This window comes from Haemophilus influenzae (assembly GCF_019703545.1).
Taxonomy (GTDB): Bacteria; Pseudomonadota; Gammaproteobacteria; order Enterobacterales; family Pasteurellaceae; genus Haemophilus; species Haemophilus influenzae_E.
Genome location: NZ_AP018771.1, coordinates 284,272 through 300,333, shown reverse-complemented (window position 1 = coordinate 300,333; position 16,062 = coordinate 284,272). Strand labels below are relative to the sequence as shown.

The window sequence follows — 16,062 nt, the reverse complement described above, 5'->3', positions numbered from 1 at the left end:
TTGACCGCACTTTTGTTTGTAAGTCGTATTTTAAAATCATCAAAATGCAATTTTTAATCACTCTTTTATCGACTGCGTAGATTTCTTTCGTTATAATTGAGTGTCTTTTTATTTAACAAACGTGTTCGGTGTGGATTTGACCGAGTGCAAATTAATTGAGGTAACAAATGTCATTAAATATTGAAACAACTCAAGGTTTAGAACGCCGCGTAGCGATTACCGTTCCAACTGAAATTGTCTCTAAAGCCGTTCGTGAAGAATTTAAACGTGCTGCAAAAAATGTGCGCGTAGATGGTTTCCGTAAAGGCCATGTGCCTGCCCATATCATTGAACAACGTTTTGGTGCGTCAATTCGTCAAGATGTATTAAACGATTTATTACCACGTCATTTTTTTGATGCTGTTATTGCAGAAAAAATTAATATTGCAGGTCGTCCAACTTTTGCTATTGAAACTTTTGAAGAAGGTAAAGACTTAGTTTTCACTGCCACTTTCGAGGTTTATCCAGAAGTTAAATTACAAGGTTTAGAAAATATTAAAGTTGAAAAACCAACTGTTGAAATCACGGAAGCTGACATTGATAAAATGATTGATGTGTTACGTAAACAACAAGCTACTTGGGCTGAAAGTCAAGATGTTGTAAAGGCAGATGATCGTGTCACTATTGATTTTGTTGGCTCTGTAGATGGCGAAGAATTTGAAGGTGGTAAAGCTACTGACTTCGTATTATTTATGGGTCAAGGTCGTATGATTCCAGGTTTTGAAGAAGGAATTGTTGGTCATAAAGCAGGTGAGCAATTTGATATTGATGTGACTTTCCCAGCGGAATACCACGCAGAAAACTTGAAAGGTAAAGCAGCAAAATTTGCGATTACTTTGAAAAAAATCGAAAATATGGTGTTGCCTGAATTAACAGATGAATTTGTTGCTAAATTTGGCCCTAATACTAAGTCTGTTGCTGATTTGCGTGCAGAAATCCGTAAAAATATGGAACGTGAATTGAAAAATGCGTTAGTTTCTCGTGTTAAACAACAAGTAATCAATGGTTTAATTGAACAAAATCCGATTGATGTGCCAGCTTCTGCAGTAGAAGAAGAAATTAATGTATTACGCAATCAAGCAGCTCAACGTTTTGGCGGTAATGCACAACAAACTGCACAGTTACCACGTGAATTATTTGAAGCGGAAGCAACTCGTCGTGTGCAAGTGGGTTTATTATTCTCTGAAGTGATTAAATCTAATGAATTAAAAGCTGATGAAGAACGCGCTAAAGCAATGATTGCAGATATTGCATCAGCTTACGAGCAGCCAGCAGAAGTTGTGGAATATTACAGTAAAAACGAAGAGTTAATGAATAATATTCGCAATGTTGTATTGGAAGAACAAGCTGTTGATGCAGTACTTGCAAAAGCACAAGTAACAGAAAAAGTTTCTTCATTCGATGAAATTATGAATCCACAAGCATACTAAGTAATATTATTATGATTGAATAAAAGTGCGGTCGCTCTTTTTAATAAAAGCGATCGCATTTTTATTTGTGGGTTATTTACGATAAAATAATTAGCAGTTTTAATGAAAAAGGTAAGAAAATGAGTGTAATTCCTATGGTCGTTGAACAGACTTCGCGTGGCGAACGTTCGTACGACATTTATTCCCGTTTATTAAAAGAACGTGTGATTTTCCTAAGTGGAGAAGTGGAAGATCGTATGGCAAATTTAATTGTGGCACAGCTTCTTTTTTTAGAATCGGAAGATCCAACTAAAGACATCAATATTTATATCAACTCTCCAGGCGGTTCTGTGACCGCAGGTATGGCAATTTACGACACAATGCAATTTATTAAGCCAGATATTCGCACTCTTTGTATTGGTCAGGCTTGTTCAATGGGCGCATTCTTACTTGCTGGCGGAACCGCTGGCAAACGAGCTGCGTTACCCAATGCGCGAGTGATGATCCATCAACCTTTGGGTGGTTTCCGTGGTCAAGCATCGGATATTCAAATTCACGCACAAGAAATTTTGAAAATTAAACACACCTTAAATGATCGTTTAGCATTCCATACTGGACAAAGTATTGAGCGTATTGAGAAAGATACCGACCGCGATAATTTTATGTCAGCTGAAGAAGCACAAGCGTATGGTTTGGTGGATGAAGTCTTGGTTAAACGTTAAGGGTATATAATGACAGACAAAGATAAAGATTTGCACTGCTCTTTTTGCGGAAAGGAAAAAGGCGAAGTAGATAAATTAATTTCTGGCACAGACGGTTATATTTGTAATGAATGTATTGAACTTTGTCACTCAATGCTTGAAGAAAGTCATGATAAAAATTTAGAGGAAAGTGCGGTAGAAAATGAAGAAAAATTACCAACGCCTCACGAAATTCGCGCTCATCTAGATGATTATGTTATTGGTCAAGATTATGCGAAAAAAGTGCTTTCTGTGGCAGTTTATAATCATTATAAACGCTTGCGAACTAACTATGAAAGCAATGATGTAGAGCTTGGTAAAAGTAATATTTTACTTATAGGCCCTACAGGTAGCGGAAAAACGTTACTTGCGCAAACATTAGCTCGTCGTTTAAATGTACCCTTTGCGATGGCGGATGCAACCACATTAACGGAAGCTGGTTATGTGGGGGAAGATGTGGAGAATGTGTTACAGAAACTTTTGCAAAATTGTGAATACGATACTGAAAAAGCAGAGAAAGGCATTATTTATATTGATGAAATTGATAAAATTAGCCGTAAATCGGAAGGCGCATCAATTACTCGAGATGTTTCAGGAGAGGGGGTGCAACAGGCTTTATTAAAACTTATTGAAGGTACAATCGCTTCCATTCCACCTCAAGGCGGTCGTAAACATCCACAACAAGAAATGGTAAAATTGGATACGTCTAAAATTCTCTTTATTTGCGGCGGTGCATTTTCAGGATTAGATAAAATTATTGATAAACGCGCTCAAACCAGTACGAGTATTGGTTTTAATGCCAAAGTTGAAAAAGATGAAAAACAACAATCTCTTTCTGAATTATTCCGTCAAGTTGAACCTGATGATTTGATGAAATTTGGTTTAATTCCAGAATTTATCGGACGCTTGCCAATGATTGCCCCATTAAGTGAATTAGACGAAGATGCGCTGATACAAATTCTCACAAAACCAAAAAACGCATTAATTAAACAATATCAAGCCTTATTTGGATTGGAAAAAGTAGAATTGGATTTCACACCAGAAGCATTAAAAGCAATGGCGAAAAAAGCACTCGAAAGAAAAACGGGTGCGCGTGGCTTACGTTCTATCGTAGAAGCAGTGTTGTTAGATACAATGTATGATCTACCGTCTCTTGAGAATTTACAAAAAGTTATCGTTGATGAATCGACAATTGTAGATAATCTTGCACCAAAATTAGAATATTAGATTTACTCGCAAAAGTGCGGTTGTTTTCGCCAGATTTTCTATGTTGATGCTTATTTTCAATAGGCAAGGCGAAAAGAAAATGCTACAATCGCACGTTCTTATGGCATTATTTTTTACATTTCCATTTAAAACGGATTCAATTCTATGGCAACCGAAATTGTTGATAAAAAGAAAAATACGCAAGAAGTGATCGTTGAAGGCAAGTCTAAAGGTTTAAATACATTCCTTTGGGTTTTAGTTGTGATCTTTTTTGCTGCTGCGGCAATTGGGAATATTTATTTCCAACAAATCTATTCTTTACCGATTCGTGTTATTGGTATGGCTATTGCATTAGTCATTGCATTTATTTTAGCGGCAATTACTAATCAAGGAACAAAAGCACGTGCGTTCTTTAATGACTCTCGTACAGAAGCGCGTAAAGTCGTATGGCCAACCCGTGCTGAAGCACGTCAAACAACATTGATCGTTATCGGGGTAACAATGATTGCTTCTCTCTTCTTTTGGGCAGTAGATTCGATTATTGTGACAGTGATTAATTTCTTAACTGATTTGAGATTCTAAAATGACTGAAGAAACAACAGTATCAAAAAAACGTTGGTATGTATTACAAGCGTTTTCTGGCTTTGAAAGTCGTGTAGCTCTAACTTTACGTGAATACATCAAACAACAACAAATGGAAGATCAATTTGGTGAAGTTTTAGTACCAACTGAAGAAGTGGTGGAAAATGTAGCAGGTAAACGTCGCAAAAGTGAACGTAAATTTTTTCCAGGTTATGTACTTGTAGAAATGGAAATGAATGATGAAACTTGGCATTTAGTAAAAAGTGTGCCAAGAGTGATGGGTTTTATCGGTGGTACACCAGATAAACCTGCACCTATTTCCAAACGTGAAGCGGATACTATTTTAAATCGTCTTGAACAAAATACTGATAAACCTCGCCATCGTAATGAATATCATCCGGGTGAGGAAGTTCGTGTGACTGAAGGGCCATTTGCTGATTTTAATGGTACAGTAGAAGAAGTGGATTATGAAAAAGGCCGCTTAAAAGTGTCTGTATCAATCTTTGGCCGTGCTACACCAGTTGAGCTTGAATTTGGTCAAGTTGAAAAAATACACTAAGAAATGATTAAAGTATAACCGCACTTTTTGTAGTGCGGTTTTTTTGTTTTTAATGTTTGTTGAAACAGCATAAAAGAGTGTTTTTATACGCAAAATTTGTTGTTATTTAACAAATTAGGTAGAATAATCCCATATTTATGTAAGGATTAAAAATGAAAACAAAGGCAATTTTGACCGCACTTTTGGGTGCCATTGCACTAACAGGTTGTGCAAATAACAACGACGCGAAACAAGTGAGTGAGCGTAATGATTCCCTTGAAGACTTCAATCGAACCATGTGGAAGTTTAACTATAATGTTATAGATCGCTATGTGCTAGAACCCGCTGCAAAAGGTTGGAATAACTATGTACCTAAGCCGATTTCTTCTGGTCTTGCTGGCATCGCAAATAATCTTGATGAGCCAGTCAGTTTCATAAACCGCTTAATTGAAGGTGAACCGAAAAAAGCATTTGTTCACTTTAATCGCTTTTGGATTAACACTGTATTTGGACTAGGTGGTTTTATTGATTTTGCGAGCGCAAGCAAAGAATTACGCATAGATAATCAACGTGGATTTGGGGAAACTTTAGGTAGCTACGGCGTAGATGCTGGCACTTATATTGTGCTACCGATTTATAATGCAACAACGCCACGCCAATTAACGGGTGCTGTGGTTGATGCGGCTTATATGTATCCATTCTGGCAATGGGTTGGTGGCCCATGGGCATTAGTGAAATATGGTGTGCAAGCAGTGGATGCCCGTGCGAAAAATCTCAATAATGCAGAATTGTTACGTCAAGCTCAAGATCCATATATCACGTTCCGAGAAGCTTATTACCAAAATTTACAATTTAAAGTAAACGATGGGAAATTAGTCGAAAGCAAAGAATCACTTCCCGATGACATACTAAAAGAAATTGATTAATAAACAGAAAAGTGCGGTAAAAATTACCCAGTTTTTATCAACTAAGGAGAAAATGATGACTCAAATTATTCATACTGAAAAAGCACCGGCAGCCATTGGCCCTTATGTTCAAGCGGTTGATCTTGGCAATTTAGTTTTAACCTCAGGGCAAATTCCAGTGAATCCTGCAACAGGCGAAGTGCCAGCTGACATCGTTGCACAAGCACGCCAATCTTTAGAAAACGTGAAAGCGATTATCGAGAAAGCAGGTTTAACCGCAGCCGATATTGTAAAAACAACGGTTTTCGTGAAAGATCTTAATGATTTTGCTGCGGTTAATGCAGAATACGAACGTTTCTTTAAAGAAAATAATCATCCTAACTTCCCTGCTCGTTCTTGCGTAGAAGTTGCTCGTTTACCAAAAGATGTGGGATTAGAAATTGAAGCGATTGCTGTAAGAAAATAATTTTCTGTTTGGTAATCCCTGCTTAAAAGTGCGGTCATAAACTCGCATGTTTTAGACCGCACTTTTTGTTTATCTGCTGATAGCAAAAATTTTACATTACACCTTGAATTTTTTGTGAATTTTCCCCACTAAGGAAATACTTAACCCTAACTTTGAGAGAACACATTATGATGCGTATTCTTCTTTTCTTGGCAACCAATATGGCAGTAATGCTGGTATTAGGTATTATTTTAAGTGTGACTGGTATTGCAGGAAATAGCATCGGCGGTATTTTAATTATGGCTTTGCTATTTGGTTTTGCTGGTTCATTAATTTCCTTATTCCTGTCTAAAACGATGGCATTACGTTCTGTGGATGGAGAGGTGATTACTCAACCTCGTAATCAAACTGAACGTTGGTTAATTGATACCGTTAGTCGCCAAGCGCAGAAAGCGGGTATTCCCATGCCAGACGTGGCGATTTATCATTCTCCCGATGTGAATGCTTTTGCGACAGGCGCGACAAAAAGCAATTCTTTGGTGGCAGTGAGTACGGGATTATTAAACAACATGACGGAGGCTGAAGCTGAAGCTGTTTTAGCGCACGAAATTTCCCATATTTCCAATGGGGATATGGTGACGATGGCGTTATTGCAAGGCGTATTAAATACTTTCGTGATTTTCTTATCGCGCGTTATTGCAACGGCGGTAGCAAGTTCGCGTAACAATAATGGAGAAGAAACGCGCAGTTCAGGTATTTATTTCTTGGTTTCGATGGTATTGGAAATGCTCTTTGGTGTACTTGCAAGTATTATCGCAATGTGGTTCTCGCGCTACCGCGAATTTCGTGCAGATGCTGGTTCCGCAAGTTTAGTAGGCAAAGAAAAAATGATCATGGCACTGCAACGTTTGCAACAACTTCACGAACCCCAAAATCTTGAAGGTTCTTTAAATGCCTTTATGATTAATGGTAAACGCAGTGAACTCTTTATGAGCCATCCACCACTCGAAAAGCGTATTGAAGCCTTACGTAATCTTTAAAAATTATAAAAAATCGACCGCACTTTAATGAGGTCGATGTTTTATTTTCCTCTTTTCACCCAATATTTGAACGGGGGTTTTTCCACTTCACTTTGCAGTAATGTGTGATCCATAAATTGACAGAAACTTGGAATATCTCTTGTTGTTGTAGGATCATCAGCAATAATCAAAAGTATTTCTCCATCGTTAAGATGACGAATATTTTTACGAACAAGCATGACAGGTTCTGGGCAACGTAATCCTAAAGTATTTAGGGTTTGTGTGACGGAAATTTCAGACATATTCTTTTTTCTTTTGAAAAACAGAGCCATATCATACCGCACTTACGGCAAAATTTCGACAAATCCCAGTCATCAGTGATAGACTAGTGTCATTGAAATTACCTTGAAAAAAGAAATGGCGGAATACCTCGTTCCTAAAAGTGCGGTTATTTTTGAAGAAGAAATTAAGAAAAGCCGTTTTATTACTTATTTACAGCACACCGAAGGTTTAGAAGACGCAAGAGCTTTTTGGGCAAAGATTAAACAAGAACATCCAAATGCACGGCATCATTGTTGGGCTGCCGTAGCAGGCAAGCCAACAGATTCTCTACAACTTGGTTTTTCTGATGATGGCGAACCTGCTGGAACGGCAGGAAAGCCAATGTTGAGTGCATTGCAAGGCAGTCAATTAGGTGAAATCAGTGCGGTGGTGGTTCGCTATTATGGCGGTATTTTGCTTGGAACGGGCGGATTAGTTCGTGCTTACGGCAATGGCGTACAACAAGCGTTAAAGCTGATTGAAAGCGAAATTAAAGTTGAACGAACCCCTTTCAAACTTGATTGTGACTATGGTCAGTTAAGGTTGGTTCAACAACTTTGTGAAAAATATCAGGTTGAGATTTTATCTCAAGGTTTTCAGGCAAATATTCATTTGATTTTAGGTATTAGTGAAAAAACAAGAGAGGCATTTTCTTCAGAATTAACGGAAAAGTCTTCAGGTAGATTAGTTATTCAACTTTTAGAGATAGGCGAATAGTTGTGCGTATTTTATCGATTATCCGAATTATTGGTATTCTTGTGATGTGTTTTTCAGGTACGATGCTAGTTCCCGCATTTGTTGCTCTGATTTATGGTGATGGGGGCGGTAAGGCATTTATGCAGGCTTTTATGTTGAGCTTGACAGCGGGCACATTACTTTGGTGGCCATGCCATCACCATAAACAAGAATTACGATCCCGTGATGGTTTTTTGATTGTTGTGGCTTTTTGGTTAGTTTTAGGAAGCTTGGCAACATTGCCTCTTTTATTGTTCGATTCACCACATTTAACTATTGCTTCAGCCGTATTTGAAGCATTTTCTGGCTTAACTACTACTGGTGCAACGGTAATGACGGGGCTGGATAATTTACCTAAATCTATTTTGTTTTATCGTCAGTTTTTACAATGGTTAGGTGGTATGGGGATTATCGTATTGGCTGTGGCGATAATTCCGCTGTTGGGAATTGGTGGGACACAATTATATCGAGCAGAATCTTCAGGCCCTCTTAAAGATCAAAAATCTTTGCCTAAAATTTCAGAAGTGGCGAAAGCTCTATGGATTATTTATGCTTCATTAACTGCTCTTTGTGCCATTGCATATTGGCTATCAGGAATGAATCTTTTTGATGCCATTGGGCATAGTTTTTCAACAATTTCAAATGGCGGATTTTCAACGCACGATGCAAGTATTGGCTATTTTAATCAAGCTTCCATTTATTGGGTTACAACAATTTTTATGCTGATTGGTGGTGTTAATTTTAGTTTACATATTTCCGCTTTTCTTGCACTAGGTAAAAGAAATATTTGGCGAAATTATTGGAAAGATCCCGAATTTCGTTTTTTTCTAACGATGCAAATTATTTTTATTGGTATTGTATCTCTATCTTTATACGGTTATGGTTTAGTTTCAGATATAAACGAGGCAGTAACAAAAGGTGCATTACAATTAACATCAATGTCAATGACTGCTGGTTATACGATTTTTGATATTGATAATCTTCCGCCTTTTATTGGGCTTTTACTGGTAATTTCTGCGGTAATTGGTGGTTGTGGTGGTTCAACAACTGGGGGATTAAAAGCGATACGGACACTTATATTGTGGAAACAAATCGATCGAGAACTGCATAGTTTAATCCATCCAAATTTAGTACAACCAATTCGAATAGGTAAAAATCGTCTAGCACCAAGAATGATAGAAAGTATTTGGGCATTTTTCATTATTTTTATACTGGTTTATTGGGGGTGTGTTTTTGCTGTTATTCTTTGTGGAATGAATACTTTTGATGCGATGGGAGCCGTATTCGCCACATTAACGAATGCAGGACCGGGACTTGGTTTTATTCACGAAAGTTTTATTGGTGTTCCAGAAAGTGCTAAATTAGTCTTTAGTTTTGCTATGATCTGTGGACGTTTAGAAATGTTTTCATTAATCGTGCTGTTTATTCCAAGCTATTGGAAAAAATAAGAATTGAAAAATTATTGTATTTTTGACCGCACTTTTTAATAAAATTTTTATATTTCCATCAAAAGATCATTTTTTTAAATATTTTTACAAAAAGTACTTGCAAGGGATTTGAAAATCCCTATAATGCACCGCACACAACGACGCACTGTTGTGAAGTTTTTTAAGTTTCCAAGTGCGTCGTTCTTTTTTGCTCTTTAACAATATATCAGACAATCTGTGTGGGCACTTGTTGATTGACTTGTTTTAAAACTATTTTTTAATTTTGAAGTCTTAATAGGTGCTTAACTGAAAATTCATCATTACTTTTTTAAGTAGTGTTTTTATTTATAGCTAAGCAGTTTATTGAGCGATTGAACTTGAATTGAAGAGTTTGATCATGGCTCAGATTGAACGCTGGCGGCAGGCTTAACACATGCAAGTCGAACGGTAACAGGAGAAAGCTTGCTTTCTTGCTGACGAGTGGCGGACGGGTGAGTAATGCTTGGGAATCTGGCTTATGGAGGGGGATAACGACGGGAAACTGTCGCTAATACCGCGTATTATCGGAAGATGAAAGTGCGGGACTGAGAGGCCGCATGCCATAGGATGAGCCCAAGTGGGATTAGGTAGTTGGTGGGGTAAATGCCTACCAAGCCTGCGATCTCTAGCTGGTCTGAGAGGATGACCAGCCACACTGGAACTGAGACACGGTCCAGACTCCTACGGGAGGCAGCAGTGGGGAATATTGCGCAATGGGGGGAACCCTGACGCAGCCATGCCGCGTGAATGAAGAAGGCCTTCGGGTTGTAAAGTTCTTTCGGTATTGAGGAAGGGGTGTGTGCTAATAGTACACATCATTGACGTTAAATACAGAAGAAGCACCGGCTAACTCCGTGCCAGCAGCCGCGGTAATACGGAGGGTGCGAGCGTTAATCGGAATAACTGGGCGTAAAGGGCACGCAGGCGGTTATTTAAGTGAGGTGTGAAAGCCCCGGGCTTAACCTGGGAATTGCATTTCAGACTGGGTAACTAGAGTACTTTAGGGAGGGGTAGAATTCCACGTGTAGCGGTGAAATGCGTAGAGATGTGGAGGAATACCGAAGGCGAAGGCAGCCCCTTGGGAATGTACTGACGCTCATGTGCGAAAGCGTGGGGAGCAAACAGGATTAGATACCCTGGTAGTCCACGCTGTAAACGCTGTCGATTTGGGGGTTGGGGTTTAACTCTGGCGCCCGTAGCTAACGTGATAAATCGACCGCCTGGGGAGTACGGCCGCAAGGTTAAAACTCAAATGAATTGACGGGGGCCCGCACAAGCGGTGGAGCATGTGGTTTAATTCGATGCAACGCGAAGAACCTTACCTACTCTTGACATCCTAAGAAGAGCTCAGAGATGAGCTTGTGCCTTCGGGAACTTAGAGACAGGTGCTGCATGGCTGTCGTCAGCTCGTGTTGTGAAATGTTGGGTTAAGTCCCGCAACGAGCGCAACCCTTATCCTTTGTTGCCAGCGATTTGGTCGGGAACTCAAAGGAGACTGCCAGTGATAAACTGGAGGAAGGTGGGGATGACGTCAAGTCATCATGGCCCTTACGAGTAGGGCTACACACGTGCTACAATGGCGTATACAGAGGGAAGCGAAGCTGCGAGGTGGAGCGAATCTCATAAAGTACGTCTAAGTCCGGATTGGAGTCTGCAACTCGACTCCATGAAGTCGGAATCGCTAGTAATCGCGAATCAGAATGTCGCGGTGAATACGTTCCCGGGCCTTGTACACACCGCCCGTCACACCATGGGAGTGGGTTGTACCAGAAGTAGATAGCTTAACCTTTTGGAGGGCGTTTACCACGGTATGATTCATGACTGGGGTGAAGTCGTAACAAGGTAACCGTAGGGGAACCTGCGGTTGGATCACCTCCTTACTGAAGACGAGAGACAGCGAGTGCTCACACAGATTGGCTGATAGTTGTAGACAAATGAGCAGAAGAAAACATTACCCTTGGGTCTGTAGCTCAGGTGGTTAGAGCGCACCCCTGATAAGGGTGAGGTCGGTGGTTCAAGTCCACTCAGACCCACCACTCTGAGAGTGAGTGAAACGAAAGGTGTAGTGTAAATAACTAATAACTAAGACATAAATGATTAGTTATTAAATTATGATGAAATGGGGATATAGCTCAGCTGGGAGAGCGCCTGCCTTGCACGCAGGAGGTCAGCGGTTCGATCCCGCTTATCTCCACCACTTATCATCGTTAAGTAAATTAGAAAAAGACAAAGTAATAAGGTATTGAGATAGTATTAAGCTATTTTAAATATTAGGTTATTTTATTCTTAGTTTTAAGTTTAATTTTAAATTTAATTTTTTTAGTTTATTTAACGATGATAACTGAAAAGTTTTATCAACTGTTCTTTAAAAAATTGGAAACAAGCTGAAAACAAGAGATTTTCGAGAGAAAGTCTGAGTAGGCAAGATAGGAAAGTGAGAGGAGGGAACTGAAAAGGAAACTCTAAAAACAAAACCTGTTTTGCATAAAATCTTGATTGAACAAAAGTAATCAAGTGTTTAGTTGAATGAAAATACGCATCAAATTGACCGCACTTTGAAGTGAAAACTTAAAGTGATAGAAAACATTTGAGGTTGTATAGTTAAGTGACTAAGCGTACAAGGTGGATGCCTTGGCAATCAGAGGCGAAGAAGGACGTGCTAATCTGCGAAAAGCTTGGATGAGTCGATAAGAGGCGTTTAATCCAAGATATCCGAATGGGGAAACCCAGTAGATGAAGAATCTACTATCAACAAGTGAATTCATAGCTTGTTGAGGCAAACCGGGAGAACTGAAACATCTAAGTACCCCGAGGAAAAGAAATCAACCGAGATTTCGTCAGTAGCGGCGAGCGAAAGCGAAAGAGCCAGTAAGTGATAACAGTATGGTTAGGAGAATGTGTTGGGAAGCACAATCAAAGAGGGTGATAATCCCGTATCTAAAAACCATATTGTGGTACTAAGCTAACGAGAAGTAGGGCGGGACACGTGATATCCTGTTTGAAGAAGGGGGGACCATCCTCCAAGGCTAAATACTCCTGATTGACCGATAGTGAACCAGTACTGTGAAGGAAAGGCGAAAAGAACCCCGGTGAGGGGAGTGAAATAGAACCTGAAACCTTGTACGTACAAGCAGTGGGAGCCTGAAAGGGTGACTGCGTACCTTTTGTATAATGGGTCAGCGACTTATATTTTGTAGCGAGGTTAACCGAATAGGGGAGCCGAAGGGAAACCGAGTCTTAACTGGGCGAAGAGTTGCAAGGTATAGACCCGAAACCCGGTGATCTAGCCATGGGCAGGTTGAAGGTTGGGTAACACTAACTGGAGGACCGAACCGACTAATGTTGAAAAATTAGCGGATGACTTGTGGCTGGGGGTGAAAGGCCAATCAAACCGGGAGATAGCTGGTTCTCCCCGAAATCTATTTAGGTAGAGCCTTGAGGTGACACCTTTGGGGGTAGAGCACTGTTTCGGCTAGGGGGCCATCCCGGCTTACCAACCCGATGCAAACTACGAATACCAAAGAGTGATACTCAGGAGACACACGGCGGGTGCTAACGTCCGTCGTGGAGAGGGAAACAACCCAGACCGCCAGCTAAGGTCCCCAAGTCTATATTAAGTGGGAAACGAAGTGGGAAGGCTTAGACAGCTAGGATGTTGGCTTAGAAGCAGCCATCATTTAAAGAAAGCGTAATAGCTCACTAGTCGAGTCGGCCTGCGCGGAAGATGTAACGGGGCTGAAATATAGCACCGAAGCTGCGGCATCAGGCGTATCACTAATACGCCTTACGATTAACAAGCTAGAATGGTGCGAAGCGACATGAAAGGTTGTTCAAGCAACCCGAACGTTGAGTCGGGCATCTTAGAGTGAGGATTATTAGTGATACGCCTGTTGGGTAGGGGAGCGTTGTGTAAGCGGAAGAAGGTTCATCGAGAGGTGGGCTGGACGTATCACAAGTGCGAATGCTGACATAAGTAACGATAAAACGGGTGAAAAACCCGTTCGCCGGAAGACCAAGGGTTCCTGTCCAACGTTAATCGGGGCAGGGTGAGTCGGCCCCTAAGGCGAGGCTGAAAAGCGTAGTCGATGGGAAACAGGTTAATATTCCTGTACTTGGTAAAGCTGCGATGTGGGGACGGAGTAGGTTAGGTTATCGCACTGTTGGATATGTGCGTTTAAGTTGGTAGGTGGGAAGTTTAGGCAAATCCGGACTTCCTTAACACAGAGAGATGATGACGAGGCTCTACGGAGCTGAAGTAACTGATACCACACTTCCAGGAAAAGCCACTAAGCGAAAGGCTTTACTAAACCGTACTGAAAACCGACACAGGTGGTCAGGTAGAGAATACTCAGGCGCTTGAGAGAACTCGGGTGAAGGAACTAGGCAAAATAGCACCGTAACTTCGGGAGAAGGTGCGCCGGCGTAGATTGTAAGGGCTAGCCCCTGAAGGTTGAACCGGTCGAAGATACCAGCTGGCTGCAACTGTTTATTAAAAACACAGCACTCTGCAAACACGAAAGTGGAGGTATAGGGTGTGATGCCTGCCCGGTGCTGGAAGGTTAATTGATGGTGTAATCGCAAGAGAAGCACCTGATCGAAGCCCCAGTAAACGGCGGCCGTAACTATAACGGTCCTAAGGTAGCGAAATTCCTTGTCGGGTAAGTTCCGACCTGCACGAATGGCATAATGATGGCCAGGCTGTCTCCACCCGAGACTCAGTGAAATTGAAATCGCCGTGAAGATGCGGTGTACCCGCGGCTAGACGGAAAGACCCCGTGAACCTTTACTATAGCTTGACACTGAACATTGAATTTTGATGTGTAGGATAGGTGGGAGCCTTTGAAGCAGTGACGCCAGTCATTGTGGAGGCGACCTTGAAATACCACCCTTTAACGTTTGATGTTCTAACGAAGATGACGAAACGTGGTCTCGGACAGTGTCTGGTGGGTAGTTTGACTGGGGCGGTCTCCTCCCAAAGCGTAACGGAGGAGCACGAAGGTTTGCTAATCACGGTCGGACATCGTGAGGTTAGTGCAATGGTATAAGCAAGCTTAACTGCGAGACAGACAAGTCGAGCAGGTACGAAAGTAGGTCATAGTGATCCGGTGGTTCTGAATGGAAGGGCCATCGCTCAACGGATAAAAGGTACTCCGGGGATAACAGGCTGATACCGCCCAAGAGTTCATATCGACGGCGGTGTTTGGCACCTCGATGTCGGCTCATCACATCCTGGGGCTGAAGTAGGTCCCAAGGGTATGGCTGTTCGCCATTTAAAGTGGTACGCGAGCTGGGTTTAGAACGTCGTGAGACAGTTCGGTCCCTATCTGCCGTGGGCGTAGGATGATTGATTGGGGCTGCTCCTAGTACGAGAGGACCGGAGTGGACGCATCACTGGTGTTCCAGTTGTCTCGCCAGAGGCATTGCTGGGTAGCTAAGTGCGGAAGAGATAAGTGCTGAAAGCATCTAAGCACGAAACTTGCCAAGAGATGAGTCATCCCTGACTTTAAGTCAGTAAGGGTTGTTGTAGACTACGACGTAGATAGGTCTGGTGTGTAAGTGTAGTGATACATTGAGCTAACAGATACTAATTGCCCGAGAGGCTTAACTATACAACGCTCAAGTGTTTTTGTGAAAGAGCGAAAGAGAAGGCTAGACAAACAAATTAAATAAGAAGACTTAATAGAAAGAAAATCGGATTCAGCTTGTGGCCAATAAGAACGAGTGAAAGGTAGAGGAAAGACTGAGTAACGAAAGATAAAAGAGACGAGAGATAAAAGAAAAGACGAGTTATCAAAGAATTATCCTGGCGGCGATAGTGCGGTGGACCCACCTGAGACCATACCGAACTCAGAAGTGAAACGCTGTAATGCCGATGGTAGTGTGGGGTTTCCCCATGTGAGAGTAGGGCACCGCCAGGTTAGCAAATACTTATCTAAGTTAAATAAAAACAGAAGAACCCCGTGTCGAAAGATATGGGGTTTTTGTTTTTTAGAAGTTTATACTTTAACAAAATAAGTTTAGATAAAGTTTATGTTTGTTAGTGAGAAAAATACGTACTAGTGATACAATCCACAAAATTTTAAGAAAGGTACCCTATGGCTCGTAAGAAAAAAACACGTCGAATTACAGATATTATGCCAATTCGCAAAGCAGATAAAAAAATAGATATAACAAAAGCACGCTCTGGTAAAAAGCTTACTCGTTATGAATTGGATGCTAAAGCTCGTGAAGATAAGAAAAAACGTAAGCATAAAGGTTTAGCTTCAGGATCTCGTCATAGTGCGGTTGAAGAAAAAGCGAATAAACTTCAAAATGAAATTAAAGATCCAAAAATTGGTAGTAAGAAAAAGATACCGTTAGTTGTTGAATTTGTTAATAAGCCTGAAAAAGGTCAAGTAATTCCTGTAATAAAACAGGCTAAAAAACAAGATCCAATGAAAGAGCTTGAAAATCTGGAAAATAATGAAATTCTTAATGAATTATTGGATGCTTTAGATGCGGGTAAAACTATTAGTAAATCAGATCAACAATTTGTAGATGAATGCTTAGATCGAATTTCTGAGTTAATGGAAGAACTTGGCATTGAAGACGAAGATGAAAGCGAAGATGATTTATACCGCACTTTCGAGCGTATGGATATTAATCAATTTAGGTAAT

General features: G+C 40.8%; 12 protein-coding genes, 2 tRNA genes and 3 rRNA genes. 16 read left to right on the top strand and 1 reads right to left on the bottom strand.

Going from position 1 to position 16,062, the window contains the following annotated elements; all coding sequences use genetic code 11:
- Positions 1 to 167: 167 nt before the first annotated feature.
- The 8 genes from tig (at position 168) to htpX (ending at position 6,904) form a co-directional block, all read left to right on the top strand.
- Positions 168 to 1,469 carry a trigger factor gene (tig, locus tag K6J66_RS01500; protein ID WP_110442613.1) on the top strand — a complete coding sequence of 434 codons (1,302 nt, stop codon included), beginning with the start codon at positions 168 to 170 and terminating at the stop codon, positions 1,467 to 1,469.
- An 89-nt stretch (positions 1,470 to 1,558) separates the two neighbouring features.
- Positions 1,559 to 2,170: an ATP-dependent Clp endopeptidase proteolytic subunit ClpP gene (clpP, locus tag K6J66_RS01495; RefSeq protein WP_257003823.1), complete on the top strand. Its 612-nt coding sequence runs from the start codon at positions 1,559 to 1,561 to the stop codon at positions 2,168 to 2,170.
- A 9-nt stretch (positions 2,171 to 2,179) separates the two neighbouring features.
- The gene (gene clpX, locus K6J66_RS01490) at positions 2,180 to 3,415 is read left to right on the top strand and encodes an ATP-dependent protease ATP-binding subunit ClpX (protein ID WP_110442612.1); all 1,236 of its coding nucleotides are present in this window, start codon (positions 2,180 to 2,182) and stop codon (positions 3,413 to 3,415) included.
- Positions 3,416 to 3,559: 144 nt separating this feature from the next.
- The gene (gene secE, locus K6J66_RS01485; protein WP_005658616.1) at positions 3,560 to 3,976 is read left to right on the top strand and encodes a preprotein translocase subunit SecE; all 417 of its coding nucleotides are present in this window, start codon (positions 3,560 to 3,562) and stop codon (positions 3,974 to 3,976) included.
- A 1-nt stretch (position 3,977) separates the two neighbouring features.
- A complete protein-coding gene (gene nusG / locus K6J66_RS01480) occupies positions 3,978 to 4,535 on the top strand; it encodes a transcription termination/antitermination protein NusG (protein ID WP_005648601.1) in 558 nt (185 codons plus the stop codon).
- Between the two features lie 152 nt (positions 4,536 to 4,687).
- Positions 4,688 to 5,440: an MlaA family lipoprotein gene (locus tag K6J66_RS01475; protein WP_015701823.1), complete on the top strand. Its 753-nt coding sequence runs from the start codon at positions 4,688 to 4,690 to the stop codon at positions 5,438 to 5,440.
- Positions 5,441 to 5,495: 55 nt separating this feature from the next.
- Positions 5,496 to 5,885 carry a RidA family protein gene (locus K6J66_RS01470; protein WP_005630808.1) on the top strand — a complete coding sequence of 130 codons (390 nt, stop codon included), beginning with the start codon at positions 5,496 to 5,498 and terminating at the stop codon, positions 5,883 to 5,885.
- A gap of 164 nt (positions 5,886 to 6,049) precedes the next feature.
- Complete coding sequence (htpX, locus tag K6J66_RS01465) at positions 6,050 to 6,904, top strand: protease HtpX (RefSeq protein WP_171034777.1); 855 nt, start codon at positions 6,050 to 6,052, stop codon at positions 6,902 to 6,904.
- A gap of 41 nt (positions 6,905 to 6,945) precedes the next feature.
- Here the strand turns inward: htpX and tusA are convergent, their stop codons facing one another.
- Positions 6,946 to 7,185, bottom strand: a complete 240-nt coding sequence (gene tusA / locus K6J66_RS01460; RefSeq protein WP_020910189.1) for a sulfurtransferase TusA — start codon at positions 7,183 to 7,185, stop codon at positions 6,946 to 6,948.
- A 115-nt stretch (positions 7,186 to 7,300) separates the two neighbouring features.
- Here tusA and K6J66_RS01455 point away from each other — a divergent pair, with 115 nt between their 5' ends.
- From K6J66_RS01455 to yihI, 8 genes are all read left to right on the top strand, one after another.
- Positions 7,301 to 7,921 (top strand): YigZ family protein, encoded by a 621-nt coding sequence (locus tag K6J66_RS01455; RefSeq protein ID WP_020910188.1) that lies wholly within the window; start codon positions 7,301 to 7,303, stop codon positions 7,919 to 7,921.
- A 2-nt stretch (positions 7,922 to 7,923) separates the two neighbouring features.
- A complete protein-coding gene (locus K6J66_RS01450; RefSeq protein ID WP_005665565.1) occupies positions 7,924 to 9,387 on the top strand; it encodes a TrkH family potassium uptake protein in 1,464 nt (487 codons plus the stop codon).
- A gap of 358 nt (positions 9,388 to 9,745) precedes the next feature.
- A 16S ribosomal RNA gene (locus K6J66_RS01445) occupies positions 9,746 to 11,285 on the top strand.
- A 79-nt stretch (positions 11,286 to 11,364) separates the two neighbouring features.
- A tRNA-Ile gene (locus K6J66_RS01440) sits at positions 11,365 to 11,441 on the top strand.
- An 85-nt stretch (positions 11,442 to 11,526) separates the two neighbouring features.
- Positions 11,527 to 11,602, top strand: a tRNA-Ala gene (locus K6J66_RS01435).
- Between the two features lie 402 nt (positions 11,603 to 12,004).
- Positions 12,005 to 15,014, top strand: a 23S ribosomal RNA gene (locus K6J66_RS01430).
- Positions 15,015 to 15,207: 193 nt separating this feature from the next.
- Positions 15,208 to 15,323 (top strand): 5S ribosomal RNA (rrf, locus tag K6J66_RS01425).
- The 16S, 23S and 5S rRNA genes sit together here with 2 tRNA genes alongside, the layout of an rRNA operon.
- Positions 15,324 to 15,500: 177 nt before the next feature.
- Positions 15,501 to 16,061: a Der GTPase-activating protein YihI gene (gene yihI, locus K6J66_RS01420; protein WP_005669942.1), complete on the top strand. Its 561-nt coding sequence runs from the start codon at positions 15,501 to 15,503 to the stop codon at positions 16,059 to 16,061.
- Position 16,062: the final 1 nt, after the last annotated feature.

Coding starts and splice junctions, on each gene's coding strand:
- clpX (WP_110442612.1), top strand. CDS start 2,180: ATGACAGACAAAGATAAAGATTTGCACTGCTCTTTTTGCGGAAAGGAA.
- K6J66_RS01470 (WP_005630808.1), top strand. CDS start 5,496: ATGACTCAAATTATTCATACTGAAAAAGCACCGGCAGCCATTGGCCCT.
- nusG (WP_005648601.1), top strand. CDS start 3,978: ATGACTGAAGAAACAACAGTATCAAAAAAACGTTGGTATGTATTACAA.
- K6J66_RS01455 (WP_020910188.1), top strand. CDS start 7,301: ATGGCGGAATACCTCGTTCCTAAAAGTGCGGTTATTTTTGAAGAAGAA.
- secE (WP_005658616.1), top strand. CDS start 3,560: ATGGCAACCGAAATTGTTGATAAAAAGAAAAATACGCAAGAAGTGATC.
- tusA (WP_020910189.1), bottom strand. CDS start 7,185: ATGTCTGAAATTTCCGTCACACAAACCCTAAATACTTTAGGATTACGT.
- tig (WP_110442613.1), top strand. CDS start 168: ATGTCATTAAATATTGAAACAACTCAAGGTTTAGAACGCCGCGTAGCG.
- yihI (WP_005669942.1), top strand. CDS start 15,501: ATGGCTCGTAAGAAAAAAACACGTCGAATTACAGATATTATGCCAATT.
- K6J66_RS01475 (WP_015701823.1), top strand. CDS start 4,688: ATGAAAACAAAGGCAATTTTGACCGCACTTTTGGGTGCCATTGCACTA.